15 protein-coding genes are annotated in these 20,148 nt (G+C 74.6%); 5 read left to right on the top strand and 10 right to left on the bottom strand.

The window, feature by feature from the left end:
• Nucleotides 1-125 precede the first annotated feature (125 nt).
• Complete coding sequence (locus AC1VM9_RS09485; protein WP_483122445.1) at nucleotides 126-1,004, top strand: VWA domain-containing protein; 879 nt, start codon at nucleotides 126-128, stop codon at nucleotides 1,002-1,004.
• A gap of 27 nt (nucleotides 1,005-1,031) precedes the next feature.
• Here the strand turns inward: AC1VM9_RS09485 and AC1VM9_RS09480 are convergent, their stop codons facing one another.
• Nucleotides 1,032-1,451, bottom strand: coding sequence for a RidA family protein (locus tag AC1VM9_RS09480; protein ID WP_481346507.1), 420 nt, complete (start codon nucleotides 1,449-1,451; stop codon nucleotides 1,032-1,034).
• Nucleotides 1,452-1,755: 304 nt separating this feature from the next.
• Here AC1VM9_RS09480 and AC1VM9_RS09475 point away from each other — a divergent pair, with 304 nt between their 5' ends.
• A complete protein-coding gene (locus tag AC1VM9_RS09475; RefSeq protein WP_481346506.1) occupies nucleotides 1,756-3,147 on the top strand; it encodes an HNH endonuclease signature motif containing protein in 1,392 nt (463 codons plus the stop codon).
• Between the two features lie 101 nt (nucleotides 3,148-3,248).
• Here the strand turns inward: AC1VM9_RS09475 and AC1VM9_RS09470 are convergent, their stop codons facing one another.
• The 7 genes from AC1VM9_RS09470 to AC1VM9_RS09440 all read right to left on the bottom strand — a co-directional run bounded on the left by AC1VM9_RS09470 (nucleotide 3,249) and on the right by AC1VM9_RS09440 (nucleotide 10,057).
• Entirely contained in the window at nucleotides 3,249-3,476 is a 228-nt protein-coding gene (locus AC1VM9_RS09470; protein ID WP_481346505.1) for a hypothetical protein, read from the bottom strand.
• A gap of 37 nt (nucleotides 3,477-3,513) precedes the next feature.
• Nucleotides 3,514-4,488, bottom strand: coding sequence for a DUF4332 domain-containing protein (locus AC1VM9_RS09465; protein ID WP_483123988.1), 975 nt, complete (start codon nucleotides 4,486-4,488; stop codon nucleotides 3,514-3,516).
• A gap of 37 nt (nucleotides 4,489-4,525) precedes the next feature.
• Nucleotides 4,526-4,978, bottom strand: a complete 453-nt coding sequence (locus tag AC1VM9_RS09460) for a hypothetical protein (RefSeq protein WP_483122444.1) — start codon at nucleotides 4,976-4,978, stop codon at nucleotides 4,526-4,528.
• A gap of 14 nt (nucleotides 4,979-4,992) precedes the next feature.
• Nucleotides 4,993-5,898 carry a hypothetical protein gene (locus tag AC1VM9_RS09455; RefSeq protein WP_483122443.1) on the bottom strand — a complete coding sequence of 302 codons (906 nt, stop codon included), beginning with the start codon at nucleotides 5,896-5,898 and terminating at the stop codon, nucleotides 4,993-4,995.
• 47 nt (nucleotides 5,899-5,945) lie between these two features.
• Nucleotides 5,946-7,046 carry a hypothetical protein gene (locus tag AC1VM9_RS09450; RefSeq protein WP_483122441.1) on the bottom strand — a complete coding sequence of 367 codons (1,101 nt, stop codon included), beginning with the start codon at nucleotides 7,044-7,046 and terminating at the stop codon, nucleotides 5,946-5,948.
• Between the two features lie 82 nt (nucleotides 7,047-7,128).
• The gene (locus AC1VM9_RS09445; protein WP_483122440.1) at nucleotides 7,129-9,198 is read right to left on the bottom strand and encodes a S8 family serine peptidase; all 2,070 of its coding nucleotides are present in this window, start codon (nucleotides 9,196-9,198) and stop codon (nucleotides 7,129-7,131) included.
• Between the two features lie 226 nt (nucleotides 9,199-9,424).
• On the bottom strand, nucleotides 9,425-10,057 hold the full coding sequence (locus AC1VM9_RS09440; RefSeq protein ID WP_483122439.1) for a thymidine kinase: 633 nt from the start codon (nucleotides 10,055-10,057) through the stop codon (nucleotides 9,425-9,427).
• A gap of 113 nt (nucleotides 10,058-10,170) precedes the next feature.
• Here AC1VM9_RS09440 and AC1VM9_RS09435 point away from each other — a divergent pair, with 113 nt between their 5' ends.
• Nucleotides 10,171-11,073: an aminoglycoside phosphotransferase family protein gene (locus tag AC1VM9_RS09435; RefSeq protein ID WP_483123987.1), complete on the top strand. Its 903-nt coding sequence runs from the start codon at nucleotides 10,171-10,173 to the stop codon at nucleotides 11,071-11,073.
• Between the two features lie 212 nt (nucleotides 11,074-11,285).
• Nucleotides 11,286-11,960 (top strand): hemerythrin domain-containing protein, encoded by a 675-nt coding sequence (locus AC1VM9_RS09430; protein WP_483122438.1) that lies wholly within the window; start codon nucleotides 11,286-11,288, stop codon nucleotides 11,958-11,960.
• Here AC1VM9_RS09430 and AC1VM9_RS09425 read toward each other — a convergent pair.
• Together AC1VM9_RS09425 and AC1VM9_RS09420 are read right to left on the bottom strand one after the other, a co-directional pair.
• On the bottom strand, nucleotides 11,941-14,109 hold the full coding sequence (locus tag AC1VM9_RS09425) for an ATP-binding protein (RefSeq protein WP_483122437.1): 2,169 nt from the start codon (nucleotides 14,107-14,109) through the stop codon (nucleotides 11,941-11,943). The genes AC1VM9_RS09430 and AC1VM9_RS09425 overlap by 20 nt on opposite strands.
• Entirely contained in the window at nucleotides 14,031-14,426 is a 396-nt protein-coding gene (locus tag AC1VM9_RS09420) for a helix-turn-helix domain-containing protein (protein WP_483122435.1), read from the bottom strand. The genes AC1VM9_RS09425 and AC1VM9_RS09420 overlap by 79 nt, the downstream gene beginning before the upstream one ends.
• Before the next feature lie 137 nt (nucleotides 14,427-14,563).
• Between AC1VM9_RS09420 and AC1VM9_RS09415 the strand changes: the two genes are divergently transcribed.
• Nucleotides 14,564-20,122, top strand: a complete 5,559-nt coding sequence (locus AC1VM9_RS09415; protein ID WP_483122434.1) for an ATP-binding protein — start codon at nucleotides 14,564-14,566, stop codon at nucleotides 20,120-20,122.
• Nucleotides 20,123-20,148: the final 26 nt, after the last annotated feature.

Here is a 20,148-nt window from a genome sequence, read left to right as displayed (position 1 = left end):
GCCCCGGGTGGCGCGGTGGCTCGGCGACATCCGGGGCTACTTCCCGTCCTCGGTCGTGCAGGTCATGCAGGCCGACGCGATGGACCGGCTCGGCCTGACCCAGCTGCTCCTCGAGCCGGAAGCTCATGGAGGCCGTCCAGCCCGACGTCAACCTCGTCTCGACGCTCGTCGGCCTGGGTCGCGTCATCCCCGAGCGGTCCCGCGCCACCGCCCGGGGCGTCGTGCGCACCGTCACCGACCAGCTCGAGGAGCGGCTGAGGCAGCGGACCGTCGAGGCCGTCACCGGGGCGCTGAACCGCGCGGCCCGCACCCGCCGCCCGCGGCACTCCGACATCGACTGGAACCGCACCATCGCGGCCAACCTGCGGCACTACCAGCCCGACCTGCGGACCGTCGTGCCCGAGCGGCTCGTCGGGTACGCGCGCCGGGCCCACCGCGTCGAGCGCCAGGTCATCCTCTGCATCGACCAGTCCGGGTCGATGGCCGAGTCGGTCGTGTACGCGAGCGTCTTCGGGGCGGTGCTCGCCTCGCTGCGGTCGGTCGAGACGAGGCTCGTCGTCTTCGACACCCAGGTCGTCGACCTGACCGACGAGCTCGACGACCCCGTCGACGTCCTCTTCGGCGTGCAGCTCGGTGGCGGCACCGACATCAACCGGGCCCTGGCGTACTGCGAGTCGCTCATCGAGCAGCCCGCCGACACGATCCTCGTGCTCATCAGCGACCTCTACGAGGGCGGCATCGCCGAGGAGATGGTGCGGCGGGCGTCCTCGGTCGTCGCCTCCGGTGCGACGATGGTCGCCCTGCTCGCGCTCAGCGACTCGGGCAGCCCGAGCTACGACGCGGAGCACGCGGCCGCGCTGGCGGCCGTCGGCGTCCCGGCGTTCGCGTGCACCCCCGACCGCTTCCCCGACCTCATGGCGACCGCGATCGAGAAGCGCGACATCACGGCATGGGCCGCCGCCAACGACATCGTCACCACCCACGAGCCCGACCCGCCCGTCTGAGCCCGCCCACGGGCGTCGGACGCCGAGTCAGGCGCCGGGAAGGGCGGCCACGGCCTCGATCTCGACGAGCTGGTCGGCGTAGCCGAGCACGGTGACGCCGTGCAGGGTGCTCGGCACCTCGTGCTCGCCGAACGCGTCGTGGACGACCGTCCAGGCGGTGACGAGGTCCTCGCGCACAGTCGTCGCCACGAGGACACGCGTGTAGACGACGTCGACCAGACGGGCGCCGGACTCGGCGAGGGCTGTGACGAGGTTGTCGATGCACTGCCGTGCCTGGGCCGCGATGTCGCCGGGCGCCACCGTGGCCCCGTCGGCGTCGAGGGGACAGGCCCCTGCCGTGAAGACGAGGCGAGCGGGCCCGTTCGTCGTCGACGCGTACGCGTAGGGCGCGGTGTCGGTGAGCGCGGTCGACCGGACGAGCCGGACGACGCTGTCGGGTGCCGTCATGGCTCCGACGGTAGCGGCCTCGCGCGGACGAACCGGACCTGACGGCCGGGGCCTCGGCAGCCGTCCCGTCGTTCCGGACGACGACCATCACCGGCCCGCGGAGGCCCGGGCACGTTCGGCCCCACGACGCATCGGGTGATCGTGGTCGTCATCCGTGACGCCGTCCGTCGACGCCATCGCCACGAGAAGCTACTGAGGCAACGGGTGCTGGGACCGTCGTCAGGTCGACGGCGCCGCGTCGCGCGCGACCTCATCGCTGTGGAGAAGTCTGGGCCGCCGCTTCGAACACTTGGACGATTGGGGCATGGCGACGGCGGCGATCGAGGCGGGCTGGGAGCTCGTCGCGGCCCTCGCCGCCGACCTCCACGACGCGCACGGGCGCCTCGTCCGGCTCGTCGAGCACGCCCTGACCGAGGGGTCCTGGCAGGCCTCCAGCATCCGCTCGCCCGAGCACTGGCTCATGGTGCGGGCGGGCCTCTCGCGCGGCCAGGCGCGGGCGATCGTGCTGATCGCGCGCCGGGCCGGCGAGCTGCCACTGACCTCGGCTGCCCTGCACGACGGTCGGCTCTCGCTCGACCAGGCGGCCGTGGTGGCGCGGCACACCCCGCCCGAGTTCGACGCGACGGTTGCGGAGTTCGCCACGCACGCGACGGTCACCCCGCTGCACCGCACCGTCAGCCGCTACGACTTCACGCTCGAGCCGGAGACGTTCGACACCGAGGGCGAGATCCAGCCCTCCGAGCAGGCCGAGTCCCGTCGGGCACCGGTCGCGCCGCCGTCGCTGTCCATGGGCACCGATGAAGAGGGCCGGTTCCGGCTGCGCTACGACGCCCCACCGGAGATCGGGGCCCTCGTCGAGGCAGCGCTGCGCGAGGCCCGAGACCATCTCTTCCACACCGCCGGGTCGAGCGAGGACAGCACTCCGGCTCTCCTCGTCGACGAGGCCGCCGGTGGACACCCCGGCGTCACGTGGGCCGACGCGCTCACCCTCATGGCCGAGCGGTCACTGGAAGGTGGCGCGACGCCGGGGCGACGCTCGCGCTACCGCGTCCACGTCTTCCTCGACACCGACGGGGGTTGGCTCACCGGCACGCCGCGCCTGCCCCGAGGCGTCGTGGACGGGCTCACGTGCGACGGCAACCTGACACCGGTGTGGACGACCGAGGGCCGCCCCATCAACGTCGGGCGCAGTCAGCGGGTGGTGCCCCACCGCACCAAGGTCCTCGTGGACGACCGTGACCGCGGCTGCCGCTTTCCGGGCTGCGGCGCGACCGCCTTCGTCGAGGTCCACCACCTGGTCCACTGGCGCGACGGCGGTGCCACCGACCTGGCGAACCTCCTGTCGCTGTGCCCCTTCCACCACGACGCGCACCACCGCGGCGAGTTCACCGTCGTGGGCGACCCTGCTGCCCCCGAGGACCTGGAGTTCACGACGCGGCTCGGGCGCCCCATCGGCCCGATGCGCCGCACCTCCCATACCGGGAGCCGGGCCGAGCCGACCGGTTCAGGTGGTCAGGCTCGTCCGGTCCTCTCGACCGGGCCGTCGGTCCGACCCGGTGCGCGACCGGACTGCGGTGCACCGCCGGGCCGGCCACGTCCACGGCTCGGTCGCCGCTACGCCGCGCCCACGGGCGGCGTCCTGCACCTCGGCCTCGTCGACTTCACCCCGCCGCGCCGTCACCCTCTGCGTACCTAGGACCCACCGCCGCGCCCCGGTCGGCCACGCCGGTCACGCGGCGGTGACCTCGGATCCGGTGGCTCGGCCGTGGTGAGTCCGCCGCGGTCACTCGTCGGCGGTCATTCGTCGGCGGGGCTCTCCTCCTGCTGGGCCTCGAGCACCTCCGCGTCCGTGTCCTCCGGCGGCTGGCCGCCGGCCTCGCGATCCTCGTCGGGCACGGCTGACGTGGACTGCCCCTGGTCGGGATGCAGCGCGTCCAAGCCGTCTGGGCGGCCCTCCTCGGGGGCCGTCATCGTGGGCTCGGAGTCCTGGTCCTGCTCGGCGTCGTAGCCGGTGTCGTCGCTCATGTCGACCCCGTACCCGGTGACCGGCCGGCCGACGCGTCTATCCGCGTCGGGACGCGGCGGCCGCGGCCACCCACTGCGCGGCGAGCTCGGCGTCGAGCGGCGTGGCGCCCGGCACGGAACCGGCGGCCTCGTCGAAACGCGCCACGAGGTCCTCGACCGACGCGGCACCGACGGCCGCGAGCGAGTCGAAACCGGCCGCACGCAGCACGGTCACGTGCCTGCCCGTGGCGCCCGGCAGCGTCACGAGCTCGGCCTCGCTGACCCAGGTACGCAGCGTCGCCCGGTCGACGCCGAGGCGGCGCTGCAGCTCGGTCGCGACGCGGGCGCGCGAGCCGACGCTGACGAGGTCGCCGGCGCGGAAGAGCCCCGCGGCGGCGAGCGCCTTGCGGCCCGCCGCGTCGACGGACGGCAGAGTCTCGAGCGGCACCGACGGGCGCAGCAGTGACGCCGCCTCGGCGTTCTCGACGGGGATCGGCACGATGGTCATGGCGAGCCGCCCGACCGACGCGTCCTCCGGGGCCCCCGGCGTCGGGAAGCGGTAGCGCAGGTTGCCGAGCTCGTCGAGGTCGAGGCTCACCCTGGTGTCGAGCTGCACCTCGCGCAGCGCGAAGCGGGTGACGCCGTTGGAGGACTCGGAGAGCTGGCGCTGCAGCTGGTCGGTGGCGTTGGCGATCGCGGTGCCGAGCTCGTCGTAGTGGCGGCCCTCGCCCTGCAGGGACGCGACCTGCGCGCGCAGGGCGTCGTTCTCCTTCTGCAGCCGGGCGACCTCGGCGGCGAGGTCCTCGACGAGCTTGCGGTCGCTGTCGTCCTCGATGGAGTCGACCGGCCGGAAGATGCCGAGGACGCCGTCGTTGCGGATGACCGTGGTGCTCGGGCGCAGGACGGCACCGACGAGCACCGACCCGGACAGCGACCCGGACAGCGATCCGGAGGGCGATCCGGACAGCGGGCCGGTGGTCGCGGTGCCGACGTGGGTCGCCGTGCCGGGTCGCAGCGTGCCGTGGTCGGTCATGTCGGTCACGGGGATCGTCCTCCAGGGGTCGGAGCGTTCAGTGGGTGGGATCGGGGTCGGCCGGGAGAGCGCTGCGCGGCCGGGTGGGGTCGGGGTCGGCCGGGTCGGCCGGGTCGGTGGGCGGGGCGACGGGCGGGCCGGGCGGGAGAACGCTGCGCGGCCGGGCGTCCATGACGACCCGGAGCCGCATCTGCGTCGCGGCCTCGTAGCCCAGGAGCGCCGCGTCGACCGGGTTCGCGGTGCGCACGAGCAGGCTCGGCCGCCCCGGCACCGTCGCGAAGACCCGCGCCGCCAGCTGCACCTCGAGGGCCGTCGAACCGACGGTGAACCAGAGCGGCGGTGGCACCGGCACGTCCCCGGGAGGGTCGTTGAGCCACGCGCCGGTGCGGGCCTGCGCATCGGCGTCGATCGTCGCCTGCGCGTCGACGACCGCGCCGAGGAGCCCGGCGACGAGGTCGCCGAGCTCCGCGGCCGGGCTGCTGCTGCCCATGGCGGTCGCGGCCGTCAGAAGACGACGGTCGTGTCGTTGGAGACGATGCCGATGCGCGCCGAGACAATCGACTCGACCGGGGAGCGGTCCGCCGTCTCGTCGAGGAAGGTCCGCCGCAGCAGGATCTGCACGGTGCCGTCCGCGTCGGTCTGGTCGACGCCGCCGACGTACTCGAACGGCACGCCGGAGGTCTCGATCGAGATGGTCTTGCCCGCGATCGGCGTGCTGTCACGGCGGAAGTACTCGACCGTCACCTGCATCGTCCGCTGGGCCGGCGTGCCGCCTGCCGCGGGGATGTCGATGATCTCGCCGGCACTGACCGCCAGGCGTGGCCCTTGGACCGCCTGGCGCGGCTTCGGCACCCCGATGTCGTGCCGCGGGGTCAGCTCCGAGTACATGCGGATCCGGCCGCGGGAGACGTCGGAGGTCACCTCGCTCGTGCCCGTCGTCGTCGTGCGGTCGTAGTCGAGGTACGTGCGACCGCCGCCGAGGATGACGAACAGGCCGCCCTGGCTCGACCCGTCGCTGTCGGTCGTGGTCGTCGAGGTGCTCGATGCCCCGGCCGACAGCTCGCTGGCGACGAAGCTGCCCTGCAGGCGCACCTGGCTCCACTGGTAGAGGACGGGGTCGATGAAGGTGATGAGCGGCAGGCGCTGCTCGTGCGACACCGACTCGTCGATGTTGCCGTCGTCGTCGTAGACGGTCTCCTGGACCGCGAGGACGTCGACGGTGGTCTCGGCGAGCGCCGTCGTCGTCGTGACGGCGGTGTCGTTGAGCTTGCGCTGCGTCGTGGCGACGGCCTGGCCGACGCCCGCGACGAGGTCGCCGAAGGACGTCCCGGCGCGCGCGAGCTCGTCGCTGACGTCGGAGTTGGGGATGTCGAGCGGGGCCGTACCGGCCCCGACCGGGATGATGCTCATGGTGTGCTCCTCGTGGTGGGGGCTCCGCGCGTCGCTGCTGCGACGCGTCAGAGCGTGACCTGGCTGCTCTGGCGGACCTGCCCCAGCGAGGCGGTGACCGGGAACTGGCGGGGCGTGACGGTGGCCCCGACGGGGACGACGCGCGAGAGGGTGACCTCGACCTCGCCGTCCGTGTTGGTGGTGCTGCCGCCGAAGCCACCACCCGTCGTGAAGCTGATCCCGAGCCCGGTCGCCTCGACGACGAGGTTCTTGCTCGGGTTGACGGCGCCGGACGCCTTGAGGACCTTGATGCGGACCTTGACCGAGCGCGTCCGCACGCCGGCAGCCGTCGTGTCGGTGACCGACCCCTGCGAGAAGTAGAGGCGCGGGCCGATGTCGACGTTGGCCGGCGGGGTGAACCCGTCCGCCTCGCGCGGCGCGAGGAGCGCGTCGACGCGGACCTGCCCCTGTGACCAGTCGACCTCCTGCTCGGAGCTCGACGTGACGGTCGTCGTCCTCGACTCGTCGTGGGTGTCGAACCAGCCGAGGAAGCCCCAGAACATGCCGACGGCGTTCGAGCCGATCGAGACCTGCTCGCGCTTGAACGTCATGGCCTGGGTGTTGTCGATCTCGCCGACCTCGAGGTCCATCGCGAGGCGCACGAACTTCCACTCGTGCACCGTCGGGGTGATGAAGTTGAGCACCGAGACCTCGGAGGTGACGAGCTCGGTGGCATCGAGGTCGGGCAGGCCGTCGTCGTCGAGCGTCTGGATGACGTCGGTGACGACCTTGACCCTCTTGTCCGAGAGCGCCTTGACGCTGTCGACGAGCCCCTTGTCGAGGGCGGTCTGCGACGTGGCGACGCCGAGACCGATCGAGGACAGGACGTTGCCGAACGTCGGGGCGACGCGGCCGAGCTCGTCGGTCACGTCGGCGCCGAGGGCGGCGGGCGTCGTGACGGCGCCCGCCGGCACGGTGTCGTCGAGCGCGACCCCGCCTGCGGGACGCGTCGCGCGTCGGGTGAGCGCCGTCGACGTTCGCGACGACGTCGACCCGTTGGCGCCGTCGGCGCCGCCGGTGGATGCCGATGCGCTCGCCGCCGGGGACGCCGTCGTGGGACGGCGTGCCGAGGTGCGGCGGGCGCGCGGCGCAGTCTTCGTCTCAGCCATGATGTGGCTCCTGCCTTGTGCGTGGCCGGTCTGCCTCGCAGACCGTCACGGGGGCGGACCCGTGCCCCCGTGGGAGTCAGAGTCAGGACGGCGGTGGGGTGATACGTCCGGATGTGCGCCGTAGCCGGCTGCCGCGCGGGGCGCGCACGGCGAGCGCGAACCGGCGGGGCCCGGTCATGACACGGCTGCCGGCGACCTCGATGCGGTGCAGCCCCTCGGCCGCGGCCGGCAGGTCGACGACCTCGACGGTGTGCACGGTGTCCGGTCGGCCCGGCGCACCGTCGGGGTGGTTGCCCCACCACGTCGTGCCGTCGGGGGTGGCGACGACCAGGTCGAGGTCGTCGACGAGGCGCGGGTCGGGCGCGTCGTACCAGGCCAGCGCCACCCGGACCGCACCTCCACCGGGCGGCACCCGCAGCGTCCAGGCGCGTCGGTCACCGGTGTCGAGGGCGTCGGCGTCGGTGTCGACGAGCCAGGCCACGTGCGCGGGTCCCGAGGGCAGCGAGCCGGCGACGTCGAGGCGTCCCCAGCCGCACACCTGCGGGTCCTCGCGCTGCCCGGTCGTCGAGCCACGTCGCAGCACGGGCGCCGCGCCCATGAGGAGAATCGCCTTGAGCCCCAGGCCGGTCGGGCGCCGACGCGTCCGCTGCCAGCCCTGGAGCACGAGGGCTGCGCCGCCGCCCAGGACCCCGACGGCGATCGACGTGCCCGACCGGTAGCAGTAGTACGGCTGGGGCGAAGCGATGCCGTTGCCGATGTCCGGCGACACGAGGCTGCGCAGGCCCACGAGGTTCGTCCCGGGGGCGCACAGGTCGGGTTTGCGGCGTCCGTCCGGGGTCGGGCCGGTCGAGGTGAGCAGCGCGATGCGGTCGGGCTCGCCACTGACCGGGTCGACGCGGTCGGCGGGGTTGGGATACCGGCGGGACGCGTTCTCGAAGGCGGCCCACCCCCGACGCTCCCCGACGCCCGCCGTCGGACCCTCGGTCGCGCCGACGGCGAGGACGTTCTTCGCGCAGGCGGGCGAGTAGACGGTCGTCCCGTCGGGCGCTCGGTCGGCGTCGGGGTCGGAGCCGAGGTTGCCGGACGCGTAGAGGATGAGGTGGTCGGGGTGCTCGGCGAGGAAGAGGTCGACCTCGTGCGCGTCGTCGGTGTACGCGCCGGCGACGGCGTCGCCCCACGCGTTGACGTGGACCCGTGCGCCCTGCCCGGCGGCCGTCTCGAAGAGGTCGCGCAGGTCGAGGGGCCGGCCGGCCAGGTAGTAGCCGTCCGGAAAGGCCTTCTCCTGCAGGGGTTTTGCATCGACGTACTGCTCGATGGCCTGCACGACGACGCGCGCGCCGGGGGCGACCCCGTGCTTGGCCCCCTGGCTCGCCGCGCCCGTGCCCACGACGGTCCCGGTGACGAAGGTCCCGTGGCCGCGGTTGGTGTCGGCCGCCCCGTCGTCGGCACCGGGGTGCACCGCGACGGCGTCCCAGCTGGCGTCGATCGGTCGGCTGACGAGGCCTGCCACGCGGCCGCGCAGGTCGGGGTGCAGGTCGTCGAGGCGTCCGGAGTCGAGGCCGGTGTCGACGACGCCGACGACGACGCCGCTGCCGTCGAGACCGTCGTGCCGCGGCAGGCTCGCACCGACGGCGGTGTCGAGCGGGTCGTCGAGGACGTGCGGCAGGCGCGGCGTCGTCACGAGCTTGACGCCGACGACCGCGGCGAGGTCGGCCCGCGTCGTTCCGGCCGCGAGCTGCACCCGCAGCTTGCTCCGGTCCTGGGCGAGCACCCGGTGCCCGGCGTCCCGGAGCCGTCGCGCGACCGCGTCGCGCTCGGCCCGCTCGAAGACGACGACGTCGACGACGTCCGGGCCGGCCACCGAGGGAGGCACGACCTCGCGGGTGCAGTCGGCGGCCCGGTACGGGACGGCACCGACGGCTCCCGGCACGGAGTCCTCGAGCGGGCCCGACGCGTCGGGCAGGTCGACGCACGCGCCCGACGGCGGGCACCAGAACCGGACGGTCACACCCGCGCTGGCGAGCGCCGCCCGCAGCCCGGCGTCGACGGGCGTACCGAAGCGGACGACGACCCGCGGGCCCTCGCCGCGGCGCCACTCACCGCCCGGCACCCGCACCGGGGTGCCGTGCACGAACACGACGTCGTCGCTCATCACCGACAGTGGCCCGAGCGCGCCGCGCTGATACGTGCGCACAGCGGCCGCGTCGTCGCGTGCGCCGTGGACACGGGCCGCGCGCCGCCGTTCCGGATGACGACCACCATCGGCCGGTGCACGCGTCGGGCCTGCTGAGCGTCGCGCAGGCGCGGGGGTCGTGGTCGTCATCCGGTGACGCCGCGGGAGCCTCGGGCGCCCACGGCGAGCGCCATGACGAGCGCCGTCAGTCGCGCGGGCGGACGAAGCACGTGCGGCAGCGTGCCTCGTAGGAGAACGTGCCGTCGTCCGGAAGGGCCTGCGTGCCGCCCGATCCGCCCGATCCGCCCGGTCCGCCGAGCCGGTCGAGGAACGGCACCCCACCACGCAGCACCTGGGTGTGGGTGGCGCTGAAGTCGCGGCACACGTCGCACACGGCTCGCCGGTACGTCACGGCGTCGGGTCCGAGCTCGAGCAGGGCCCGGACCGGCGCGAAGAGCTCGCCGCGGTGGTCGAGGTCGATGCCCGCGACGACGACGCGCGTGCCGCGACGCAGCAGCTGGCCGACGACCTCGATGTCGGCGACGTCGAACATGTGGACCTCGTCGACGGCGACGAGGTCGAGCTCGGCGTCGAGCGCCTCGGCGAGGGCGAGGGTCTTGGTCGTCGTGAGGACGCCGCCGCTGCGCGAGGTGACGCCGGTGTCGCGCACGTGCCGAGCCGACTGGTAGACCCGGTGCCTGACGCGCGTGTACTGCAACGGCGACAGCAGGGAGATGAGCTCGAGGCTCTTGCCCGACTTCATCGGCCCGAGGACGACGTCGAGCGACACCTCGCTCGCGGTGCGGACGGCCTGCCTGACGTCGTCGATCGTGGTCACGGGCCGCAACGCTATCCGTCGGCGCCGACGGTCCTGGCCCGCGGCCGACCCCCGCTCGGGACGCAAAGGGTTCGCCCGTCGGAGGCGTCGGCGCCTAGGGTGGCCGGGTGCCGATGCATGCCGACGAGGTCCGGGCCACTCCCGCGCTGGTGCGCCGACTCGTCGAGGACCAGTGCCCGCAGTGGGCCGGGCGGCCGGTGACGCCGCTGCCCGACGACGTGGAGGGCACGGACAACGTGCTCTTCCGGCTCGGCGAGGACCTCGTGGTGCGGATGCCGAAGGTGGCCCACGCGGCTGGGCAGGCCGCGTCGGACGCGCGCTGGCTCCCGGGGCTGGCGCCGCACCTGCCTGCCGAGGTCCCGGTGCCGGCGCACCTCGGTCACCCGGGAGGGCATTACCCGTGGGCCTGGGCCGTGGTGCCGTGGCTGCGCGGCACGACGCCGCCACGGCTCGGCTCCGACGACGTGCCGCTCGCGCGCGACCTGGCTGCCTTCACCCGCGCCCTGCACGCGGTCGACGCCACCGGCGGCCCCTCCCGGCAACCGGGCTCACGCGGCGCGCCGCTGCGGCACGTCGACGACGCCGTCCGCGGAGCGCTCGGGCGGCTGCAGGACCAGGACGACGGCCTCGACCTCCGGGCCGCCGAACGCGCCTGGGAGACCTGCCTCGCCGCGCCCGACTGGGACGCTGCGCCGGTGTGGATCCACGGTGACCTGCAGCCCGGCAACCTCGTCGTCGACGCGGGCCGCCTCGTCGGCGTCATCGACTGGGGCGGGCTCGGGGTCGGCGACCCCGCCCCGGACGTCGCCGCCGCCCTCTGGACGTTCACCGGCGCCGCCCGCGACGCGTACCGTGAGGCGGTCGCCCCCGACGACGCCACCTGGCTCCGGGCGTGCGGCTGGGCGCTCGCGCCGTCACTGACCGGCGTCGACTACTACCGGCACACCTTCCCGCGGATGGCCGAGCACGGCCGGCGGATGGTCCGGGCCGTCGTCGCCGAGCTCGCGTCCGCCTGACCGACCCACCGGCACCGTCGTCCGGCACCTACGTCCGGGCACCGGGTCGCGCACGAGGTCCGGCAGCGGCCGGCTCGTTCCGGCTCGTTCGGGCGTGGTGCGTGGTGCGTGGAGGTGGTGTGGGTGCGCTGTGGAGCCGCCGTGGCTGGGGTGTGCCGCACCCGCCGCCCACGCTGGACAGGTCAGCACCACGCCAGCGAAAGGGCTCGATCGTGAGCGCCACCACCTTCAGCACCACCCCGACGTCGGACCGCCCCTGGGTCCACGAGATGGTCATCGTCCACCGCGCCTTCCGGCGCGAGACGCGCCTGCTGCCGGGGCTCGTCCGCCAGGTCGCCGACGGGGACGTCGAACGGGCCGGGACCGTGGCCGGGGCCGCGCGCCTCGTCCTCGCCGGTCTCGAGATGCACCACACCGGTGAGGACGCGGTGCTGTGGCCCGCGCTGCTGGAGCGGGCCGCGCCCTCCACCGGGCTCGTCGAGACGATGCAGGCGCAGCACCACGGCATCGAGGACCACCTCCAGCGCGTCGAGCACCTGCTGCCCACCTGGGAGGCGGCACCCACCCGGGCCCGCGGCGCGGCGCTGGCCGACGTCCTCGAGCGTTTCGCCGCCGACCTCGCCCAGCACCTGGACCTCGAGGAGCGCGAGATCCTGCCCCTGTGCCTGCGGTACGTCACCGTCGCCGAGTGGGACAGCCTCGGCGAGCACGGGATCGAGAAGATGACGCGGTCCCAGCTGCCGCTGCTCTTCGGGGCGCTGCTGGAGGAGTGCACCCCGGAGGAGCGCCGGGCGATGCTCGCGAAGCTGCCCCTGCCGGTCCGGCTGCTCGTGCGCACGGTCGGCGCGCGGCAGTACCGACGCTTCGTCAGCCGCGTCCGGGGCTGACGTGCGCTTCGCCTGGGGAGCTGATCGCCTCCGCGACCTCTGCCGCGAAACGGCCCACCTCCTCCGGGGTCGCGGTCCGACCCGCCTCCCACGCGGCGGCGAACTCGTCGGGACCCAGCCGCGTCCGGGCGGCGACCAGCCCGGCGTCCACCGTGGCGCGCGAGGGCGGGTAGTGCGGGTCCACCGCCGTCGCGTCACCGAGCGTGGCGGCCGCCCCGAAGAGGAACGCTGCGGCCTCGGGTCGTCCCGACCGCGCGGCCACACCGGCCATCTCCGGGACGGCATACCCGAGCGTCCAGGCGAGGCGTAGCGGAAAGGAGACGGCGAGGGACTCGCCGAGCAGGGCCGCTGCGTCGGCATCCGCACCGGCGTGCTGTCGGGCCGTCGCCAGCGTGTTGAGCGCGGTGGCGAGGCCGAACTCGTTGCCGAGCGCTCTCGCCGCCGAGACCGCCTCCTCGAGCAGTCCGGTCGCAGCCTCGGCGTCGCCCGCGAGCAGGACCGCCTGCCCACGGCCGAGCTGCACGTGCAGCCGGACCCAGCGGCGCGGGTCGCCGTCGCCGCCCTCCTCACCGCCCAGGTCCGCGGCGCGGCCCTCTGCCTGCGCCAGGAGCCGCTCCCCTGGGACCAGGTCCCCGGCGAACACCGCGCCGAGCCCGCTGAGCAGGGTGGCCTCGACGACGAGGAGGGTCTCGCCGGCCCGGTCGCCCAGGCCGGTCGCGACCTCGCCCAGCCGGCGCAGGCCCACGACGTCACCGACGACGAGCAGCAGGCCCATCCGACCGACGGCGGCCCGCGCGACCGCCGACGGTGTGCCCGCGCCCGCGGCCCGGTCGAGCCACTCGAGTCCCTCGCGCACCCGTCCCCTCATCGCGAAGTACGGCCAGAGCGAGCCGGCGAGGTCGGCCGCATCGGCGACGCGGTCCAGCTCGAGGAGCCGGAGGAACCCTGCCCGGAGGTTGCCGTGGTCGGCATCGAGGCGGTCGAGCACCGGCCCGACGTCGCTGGCCCAGAGCCGGCGGTGCGCGGCGAGGGCCACCTCGCGCGCCTGGACGGCGTGCGCCTCGGCCGCGGCGAGCGCGTGGCCCTCGACGTGCGCCCGTGCGATCGCGTACTGCCGGACGGGCTCGAGGAGGCGGAACCGCGGGGTGCCGTCGGGCGAGGGCACCGGCAGGACGAGGGCCTGCTCGACGAGGGCCGCCACGCCGGGCAGCGCGGCGTCACCGTGCAGCGCGGCACCGGGCAGCTCCGCACCGGGCAGCGCGGCGTCGCCGGGACGGCCGGTGACGCCCGCCTCCACGGCCTCGAGCCAGTCCAGGGAGAACCCGCCGGTGAAGACGGCGGAGCGCAGGAACAGGGCCCGGTGCCGCGGCTCGAGCAGCTCGACGCTGCCGTCCAGGACCGTCGACATGCTGCGCTGCCGGTCCGGCAGGTCGCGTGGACCGGGCACGCCGACGTCGGCGCTGCCGGACTCGAGCCGGGCGAGGAGGGCGTCGGCGGGCAGCACGCGGGTGGCCGCGGCGGCGAGCTCGATGGCGAGCGGGAGTCCGTCGAGGTGGCGGGCGATCGCGGCGAGCGTCGCAGGCGCCGTGCCGTCCCGCAGCGTGTGCGCGCCCGCGGCGGACGCCCGGTCGAGGAACATCGCGACCGCGGGCGAGTCCGCCACGTCACGCCCGTCCCCGGCCACGGGCAGGGTGAGCGCTGCCAGCGGCACCTCCTGCTCCGCGCGCACCCGCAGGGGCGCGCGGCTCGTGGCCAGGACGGTGAGCCCGGGCGCGAGCGCGACGAGCTCGGCGAGCCCGGGCCCGCACCCGGTCACCTGCTCGACGTTGTCGAGGACGAGCAGGACGCGGCGGTCGGCGAGGTGGGCGGCCACCTGCTCGACGAGCGGGACCGTCCCGGCCGGCTGCTCGACGACGCCGAGCGCCACGGCGACGTGCGGCAGCACCTGCGACGGCTCACGGACGGCCGCGAGGTCGACGAGCCGGACGACGCCGGGGAAGCGGTCGGCGACGCGCGTCGCGACCTCCGTCGCCAGCCGCGTCTTGCCGACGCCACCAGGGCCGGTGAGGGTCACCAGCCGCGCACGCTGCCCCGCCAGCAGCCCCTCCAGGCGGACGAGGTCCTCGTCCCGGCCGAAGAGCGGCGCCACGGCGGCCGGAGCGAGCCGACCGGTGGTGGCCGGTGGGACCCACGCGGGCGGGGCGCCGGTCTCCGCCTCCGAGGGCTCACCCGGGCCGGCACGGCCCGCACGAGCCCGGCGCGCTCGGCGTCGTCGAGCCGCAGCGCGTCCGCGAGCGCACGGACCGTGTGCGGCTGAGGACGTCGCCGCTCCCCGCGCTCGAGCGCCCCGATCGCCTTGGCGCTCACGCCGGACCGGCCGGCGAGCTCCTCCTGGGTCAGCGCCCGCGTCTCGCGCAGCCGTCGGAGCACCGCACCGAAGCCGCTGCCGGACGCCGACCACTCCACGGGAGCGACGGTAGCGCCCGAGGGGTGGGACGGCGGGCGAACGACGCGGGCGGCCGTTCTACTCGCCGGTCACCGAGGTGGCGTGGAAGGCTGCAGGGTGCGACACCACCCCGTCAGCACCCTGTGAAGGAGACTCGATGATCTCGCGCATCGCCATCGTGAACCGTGGAGAGGCCGCCATGCGGCTCATCCACGCGGTGCGTGACCTCAACGCCGCGGCGGGCCCGGACGGTCACCGCATCGAGACGGTCGCGCTGCACACCGAGGGCGAGCGCCGGGCCATGTTCGTCCGCGAGGCCGACCTCGCGTACGACCTCGGCCCGGCGGCGAACCGCCCCTACCTCGACCACACGGTCCTCGAGCGCGCGCTCCGGGCGACCGGCGCCGACGCCGCGTGGGTCGGCTGGGGCTTCGTCGCCGAGGACCCGACGTTCGCCGAGCTGTGCGACCGCATCGGTGTCACCTTCATCGGCCCGAGCGCCGAGGCGATGCGCAAGCTCGGCGACAAGATCGGCAGCAAGCTCATCGCCGAGGAGGTCGGCGTGCCGGTCGCGCCGTGGAGCCGCGGCGGCGTCGACACCCTCGCGGACGCCACGGCCGCGGCGGCCCGCATCGGCTACCCCCTCATGCTCAAGGCGACGGCCGGCGGCGGCGGCCGCGGCATCCGCCGCGTCGACTCCGACGCCGACCTCACCGACGCGTACGAGCGCACCCGGGACGAGGCGCAGCGGGCCTTCGGGTCGGGCGTCGTCTTCCTCGAGAAGCTCGTCACCGGCGCCCGGCACATCGAGGTGCAGGTCATCGCCGACGGCCAGGGCACCGCCTGGGCCATCGGCGTGCGCGACTGCTCGATCCAGCGCCGCAACCAGAAGGTCATCGAGGAGTCGGCCTCCCCCGTCCTGACGCCCGAGCAGGCGCAGGAGGTCAAGGACAGCGCCGAGCGGCTCGCCGTCGCGGTCGGCTACGCCGGTGCCGGCACGGTGGAGTTCCTCTACCACCCGGGCGAGCGCTTCTTCGCCTTCCTCGAGGTCAACACCCGGCTGCAGGTCGAGCACCCGATCACCGAGTCCGTCACCGACACCGACCTCGTCAAGCTGCAGATCCACGTCGCGAACGGTGGGCGCCTCGACGACCTCCCGCAGGGCCGGCCCACCGAGCGTGGCCACGCCGTCGAGGCCCGGCTCAACGCCGAGGACCCCGACCGCGACTTCGCCCCGAGCCCGGGCCGCATCAGCCTGCTGCAGTTCCCGGCCGGTCCCGGCATCCGCGTCGACACCGGTGTCGGAGAAGGCGACTCGATCCCGGCCGACTTCGACTCGATGATCGCCAAGATCATCGCCTACGGCCGCGACCGCGACGAGGCGCTGGCCCGGCTGCGCCGCGCCATGGCCGAGACGACCGTCGTCATCGAGGGCGGCTCGACGAACAAGTCGTTCATCCTCGACCTGCTCGACCAGCCCGAGGTCGTCGACGGGTCGGCCGACACCGGGTGGATCGACCGGGTCCGTGCCGAGGGCCGCCTCGTGTCGCACCGGCACTCCGGCGTCGCGCTGGTCGCCGCCGGCATCGAGGCCTACGAGGACGCCGAGGCCATCGAGCGGGCGCGGCTGTTCGAGTCCGCCCGGGGTGGCCGCCCCCAGGTCCAGCACACCGTCGGCCGCGCCATCGACCTCAAGCTGCGCGGCACCGCGTACAAGGTCACCGTCCTGCGCACCGCCTCGCACCGCTACCGCGTCACCGTCACCGGCGGGGGCGCCGAGCACCTCGTCGACGCCGAGCTCGACCTCATCGACGAGTACGCCGGGCGCATCAGCGTCGAGGGCCGCAGCCACCGCCTCGTCACGGCCACGCACGGTCCCGTGCAGCTCGTCGAGGTCGACGGCGTCACGCACCGCGTCTCGCGGGACGAGGGCGGCGTCGTCCGCTCGCCCGCGCCGGCGCTCGTCGTCGCGACGCCGGTCGAGGTCGGTGCCGAGGTGGCGGCGGGCGCCCCCGTGCTCGTCCTCGAGTCGATGAAGATGGAGACGGTGCTGGCCGCGCCCGTCGCCTCGCGGGTCCGCGCGATCCTCGCGAGCGTCGGCAGCCAGGTCGAGACCGGTGCGCCCCTCGTGCGCCTCGAGCCCCTCGAGGACGCCGACGAGGCCGCGGACGCCGCACCGGCCGCCGAGGAGAGCGTCGACCTCGACCTGCCCGAGCCGACCAACGGCACCGCTGGCGCGGACCGGCGGGCGGCGCGGGCCCTGGCCGACCTGTCGGCAACCGTCCTCGGCTTCGACGGCGGCACCGACAGCGGCGAGGGCGGCACGCTCGCCGCCTACCTCGCCGCGCGGGACGAGCTCGCGGCCGAGGGGCGCGTGCCGCTCGCCCAGGAGATCGCGATCCTCGACCTCATCAGCGACTTCGCCGAGCTGAGCCGCAACCGGCCGGCGCTCGAGGAGCGCCACACCGAGCTGCTCGTGCACAGCCCCAAGGAGTTCTTCCACTCCTACCTGCAGAGCCTCGACCCGGACCGAGCCGGCCTGCCGACCGACTTCCGCGACAAGCTCGCCCGCGTCCTGCGCCACTACGGCCTCACCGACGTCGAGCGCACGCCCGAGCTGGAGGAGGCGGTGTTCCGCATCTTCCTGTCGCAGCAGCGCTCGGCCCCCGAGGTGGCGTTCGCGACGTCGGTGCTCCAGCGCTGGCTCGGCGAACCGGCCCCGGCGGCGCCGCTCGACGCCGCGGCCCGCGACGCCCTCGACCGGCTCGTCGTCGCGACCCAGCTGCGCTTCCCGGTCGTCGGCGACCTGGCCCGCAGCGTCCGGTTCCGCTGGTTCGACCAACCGCTCGTCGACGCCGAGCGCGCGAGCGTCCTGGCCGGCGTCCGTGACAAGGTGGCCGCGCTCGCGGCCGACCCCGACGCCCCCGACCGCTCCCTGCGCGTCGACGAGCTCGCGGTGATCCCGGAGCAGATCGTCCGGTTCCTCGCCGAGCGGCTGCACGCGTCGGTCGACACCGAGGCCGGCCTGCAGCAGCACGAGCCGATGCTCGAGGTGCTCATCAAGCGGCACTACCGCGAGCACGAGCTGCACGCCCTTCGCACCTTCACCGAGGCCGGCCGCCCGTTCGCCACGGCCGACTACACCCTCGACGGCCGCCCGACGCACCTGACCTCGAGCATCGGTGCCGTCGACGAGCTCACCCCCGGCAGCGCCCTCGACACCGCGGTGTCGGCCGACGTCTGGGCCCGCCCCGAGGGCAGCCAGTCCGTCGTCGACCTCTACCTGCGGTGGCCCGACGAGCCGGAGTCGCCGGACGAGGCGAGCGACCGCCTCGCGGCGCTGCTCCAGGAGCTGCCGTTCGCGCGCGACACACGGCGCGTGGCCGTGTGCGTCAGCGGCGGCACCGACCGGCACGTCGACTACTTCACCTTCCGGCCCGTCGAGGGGCGCCTCGTCGAGGACCGCCTCGTCCGCGGGGTGCACCCGATGGTCGGCCGCCGCCTCAACCTGTGGCGGCTCAGCGCGTTCGACGTGACGCGCCTCGAGGCCCCCGAGGACGTCCTGCTCTACGAGTGCGTCGCCAAGGACAACCCCGAGGACCGACGCCTCGTCGCGCTCGCCCAGGTCCGCCAGGTCGTCGTCGTCCGCGACGAGCACGGCCAGGTGTCCGGCCTGCCGCACGTCGAGCGTGCCATCGCCCAGTGCCTCGAGGCCGTCCGCCGGGTCCGGGCCGCCCGTGGTCCCGGCGGCTCGCGCCTCGACATGAACCACGTGTGGGTGCAGATCTGGCCGACCATCGAGGCCGACCTCGGCCAGCTGACCGCGCTGCGCGGCAAGATCGCGCCGCTCACGGCAGGCGCCGGCATCGAGGAGGTCCTCGTCCAGGCGAACGTCACCACCGCCGCGGACCAGAAGCCGGTCCCCATCGCCGGTCGCTTCTTCTACCAGCCGGGCTCGGGCGTCGAGGCGGCCGTCGGCGCCCCGCCCACCGAGCCGCTCGCTCCGCTCGACGACTACGCGTCGAAGGTCGTCCGGGCGCGCCGCCGGGGTCTCGTCTACCCGTACGAGCTGCAGTCGATGATCGCCGGCCAGGGCGGCACCGTCGTCGAGCACGACCTCGACGACACCGGTGTCCTCGTGCCCGTCGACCGTCCCGTCGGGCTGAACAAGGCGGGCATCATCGTCGCCGTCGTCACGACGCCGACGCAGCGGCACCCGCAGGGTGTGAGGCGCGTCGTGCTGTCGGGCGACCCGCTGCGCTCGCTCGGCTCCGTCGCCGAGGCCGAGTGCGCGCGGGTCATCGCCGCCATCGACCTCGCCGAGGCGATGAAGGTGCCGCTCGAGTGGTACTCGCTGTCGGCCGGCGCCCGCATCTCGATGGACTCGGGTACCGAGAACATGGACTGGGTGGCCCGCGCCCTCAAGCGGATCATCGAGTTCACGCAGGCGGGCGGCGAGATCAACATCGTCGTCGCCGGCATCAACGTCGGCGCCCAGCCGTACTGGAACGCCGAGGCGACGATGCTCATGCACACCAAGGGCATCCTCGTCATGACGCCCGACAGCGCCATGGTCCTGACCGGCAAGCAGTCGCTCGACTTCTCCGGTGGCGTCAGCGCCGAGGACAACTTCGGCATCGGCGGCTACGACCGCGTCATGGGCCCCAACGGCCAGGCCCAGTACTGGGCCAAGGACCTCGTCGAGGCCCGCGAGATCCTCATGGCGCACTACGAGCACGCCTACGTCGCCCCCGGCGAGGCCGGCCCGCGCCGCGTGACGACGAGCGACCCCGCCCACCGCGACGTCACGCTCTTCCCGCACACGTTGCCCGAGTCGGGGTTCACGACGGTCGGCGACATCTTCTCGGCCGTCACCAACCCCGACCGCAAGAAGCCGTTCGACATCCGCACCCTGATGCGGGCCGTCAGCGACCAGGACCACGAGCCGCTCGAGCGCTGGGCCGGCATGGCCGACGCCGGGACCGCCGTCGTCCAGGACGCGCACCTCGGCGGCTTCCCGGTCACCCTCATCGGCATCGAGTCCAAGCCGGTTCCGCGCCGCGGGTTCCCACCCACCGACGGCCCGGACACGTACACGGCCGGCACGCTGTTCCCACGGTCGAGCAAGAAGGTGGCCCGGGCCATCAACGCCGCGAGCGGCAACCGCCCCGTCGTCGTGCTCGCGAACCTGTCCGGCTTCGACGGCTCGCCGGAGTCGATGCGTGAGCTCCAGCTCGAGTACGGCGCCGAGATCGGCCGGGCCATCGTCAACTTCGAGGGCCCGATCGTCTTCACGGTCGTCTCGCGGTACCACGGCGGCGCGTTCGTCGTCTTCTCCAAGACGCTGAACCCGCGCATGACGGTGCTGGCGGTCGAGGGGTCGTTCGCGTCGGTGCTCGGGGGCGCGCCCGCGGCTGCCGTCGTCTTCTCGCGTGACGTCGACGCCCGCACCGCCGCCGACCCGCGCGTCGCGCAGCTGGCGGAGCAGGTCGCCGGGGCGTCAGGCGTCGAGCGGGCCCGCCTGGCCACCGAGCTCGCCGAGGTGCGCAGCTCGGTCCGGGCCGAGAAGCTCGGCCAGGTGGCCGCGGAGTTCGACGCCGTGCACAGCATCCAGCGCGCCGTCACCGTGGGGTCGGTCGACGCCGTCATCGCGCCGCACGACCTCCGCCCGCGCATCATCGCCGCGGTCGAGGCCGGGCTGGCCGGCACGCCCTGACGGGCCGGGGACGGCGTCGGCCCGGC

It is taken from the genome of Monashia sp. HAY1-11D (assembly GCF_056868035.1).
The sequence above is the reverse complement of the archived record's forward strand: the minus strand, read 5'-3'. Positions and strand labels throughout refer to the sequence as shown.

Excerpts from the sequence above, each read along its gene's own strand:
- AC1VM9_RS09415 (WP_483122434.1), top strand. The coding sequence starts at position 14,564 with ATGATCTCGCGCATCGCCATCGTGAACCGTGGAGAGGCCGCCATGCGG.
- AC1VM9_RS09460 (WP_483122444.1), bottom strand. The coding sequence starts at position 4,978 with ATGGGCAGCAGCAGCCCGGCCGCGGAGCTCGGCGACCTCGTCGCCGGG.
- AC1VM9_RS09485 (WP_483122445.1), top strand. The coding sequence starts at position 126 with ATGGAGGCCGTCCAGCCCGACGTCAACCTCGTCTCGACGCTCGTCGGC.
- AC1VM9_RS09465 (WP_483123988.1), bottom strand. The coding sequence starts at position 4,488 with ATGACCGACCACGGCACGCTGCGACCCGGCACGGCGACCCACGTCGGC.
- AC1VM9_RS09435 (WP_483123987.1), top strand. The coding sequence starts at position 10,171 with ATGCATGCCGACGAGGTCCGGGCCACTCCCGCGCTGGTGCGCCGACTC.
- AC1VM9_RS09450 (WP_483122441.1), bottom strand. The coding sequence starts at position 7,046 with ATGGCTGAGACGAAGACTGCGCCGCGCGCCCGCCGCACCTCGGCACGC.
- AC1VM9_RS09445 (WP_483122440.1), bottom strand. The coding sequence starts at position 9,198 with ATGAGCGACGACGTCGTGTTCGTGCACGGCACCCCGGTGCGGGTGCCG.
- AC1VM9_RS09470 (WP_481346505.1), bottom strand. The coding sequence starts at position 3,476 with ATGAGCGACGACACCGGCTACGACGCCGAGCAGGACCAGGACTCCGAG.
- AC1VM9_RS09475 (WP_481346506.1), top strand. The coding sequence starts at position 1,756 with ATGGCGACGGCGGCGATCGAGGCGGGCTGGGAGCTCGTCGCGGCCCTC.
- AC1VM9_RS09455 (WP_483122443.1), bottom strand. The coding sequence starts at position 5,898 with ATGAGCATCATCCCGGTCGGGGCCGGTACGGCCCCGCTCGACATCCCC.
- AC1VM9_RS09480 (WP_481346507.1), bottom strand. The coding sequence starts at position 1,451 with ATGACGGCACCCGACAGCGTCGTCCGGCTCGTCCGGTCGACCGCGCTC.